The 739-nt window shown below is 56.3% G+C and carries 1 protein-coding gene; it reads right to left on the reverse strand.

The genetic code is table 11. The features are described from left to right. Window positions 1-739, reverse strand: a 739-nt coding sequence (locus EXE42_RS15620; RefSeq protein ID WP_137706919.1) for a C-terminal helicase domain-containing protein, incomplete at both ends; no start/stop codon positions are given.

A 739-nucleotide genomic window follows, 5' to 3' on the forward strand; every position in this document is an offset into this window, starting at 1 on the left:
TAGTTCACCATGATGTGGCAACTGTGCTGGAGGTCGATACCCTCGCTGGCCGCGTCAGTCGCAAACAGCAGACGGGACTGGCCGTGGTTGAACTCCTCCTCGATTCGGGCGCGTTCCTCTTTATCAACGCTACCATCAATAACGAGGATCTCGTCGGCCCACGGCTCATCTTTCACTAGCTCAAGCAGATAGTTGAGCGTGTCAGTATACTCTGTGAACAGCAGGAGTTTCTCGTCGGGTTGTTCCTCGAGCAACTGCTGGATGTAGCGGCGCACCTTCTGGGCCTTCGAGTCGACAGAGATGCCCTCGGCCAGCGAGACGAGATCGCGCAGCGTTTCGATCTCTTCCTCGAGTTGCGCGTCGCTTTCAGTGACGGTTAGCGCAGAGAGTTCCTCCTCTACTCGTTCTTTATCCTCTTCGTCGAGGTCTTCACCGTCAAGATACGCGGACGCCTCCTCCGAGAGACTGGTGGAACTTGACTGTTCATCGACGAGATCGCCTAAGCGACGGCTCAGTGTCGCTTTGATGGCGCCAATACTGCTGACAAGTCGCTTCTGCATGAGCGCCATCGCGAACCCGACCGCGGGCTCGTTCAACTTCTCAGATCGGTTGTAGACGTTCTGGACGTAGTCAGTAACGGCACGGTAGAACTGCCGTTCTTCGTGGGTCATATCAACGGGGACCGTGTTGACCTGACGGTCTGGAAAGATGCGTTCACCGTCGTCGTCGTACAGCGTCT

Source organism: Halorubrum sp. SP3 (assembly GCF_005435195.1).
Lineage (GTDB): Archaea > Halobacteriota > Halobacteria > Halobacteriales > Haloferacaceae > Halorubrum > Halorubrum sodomense.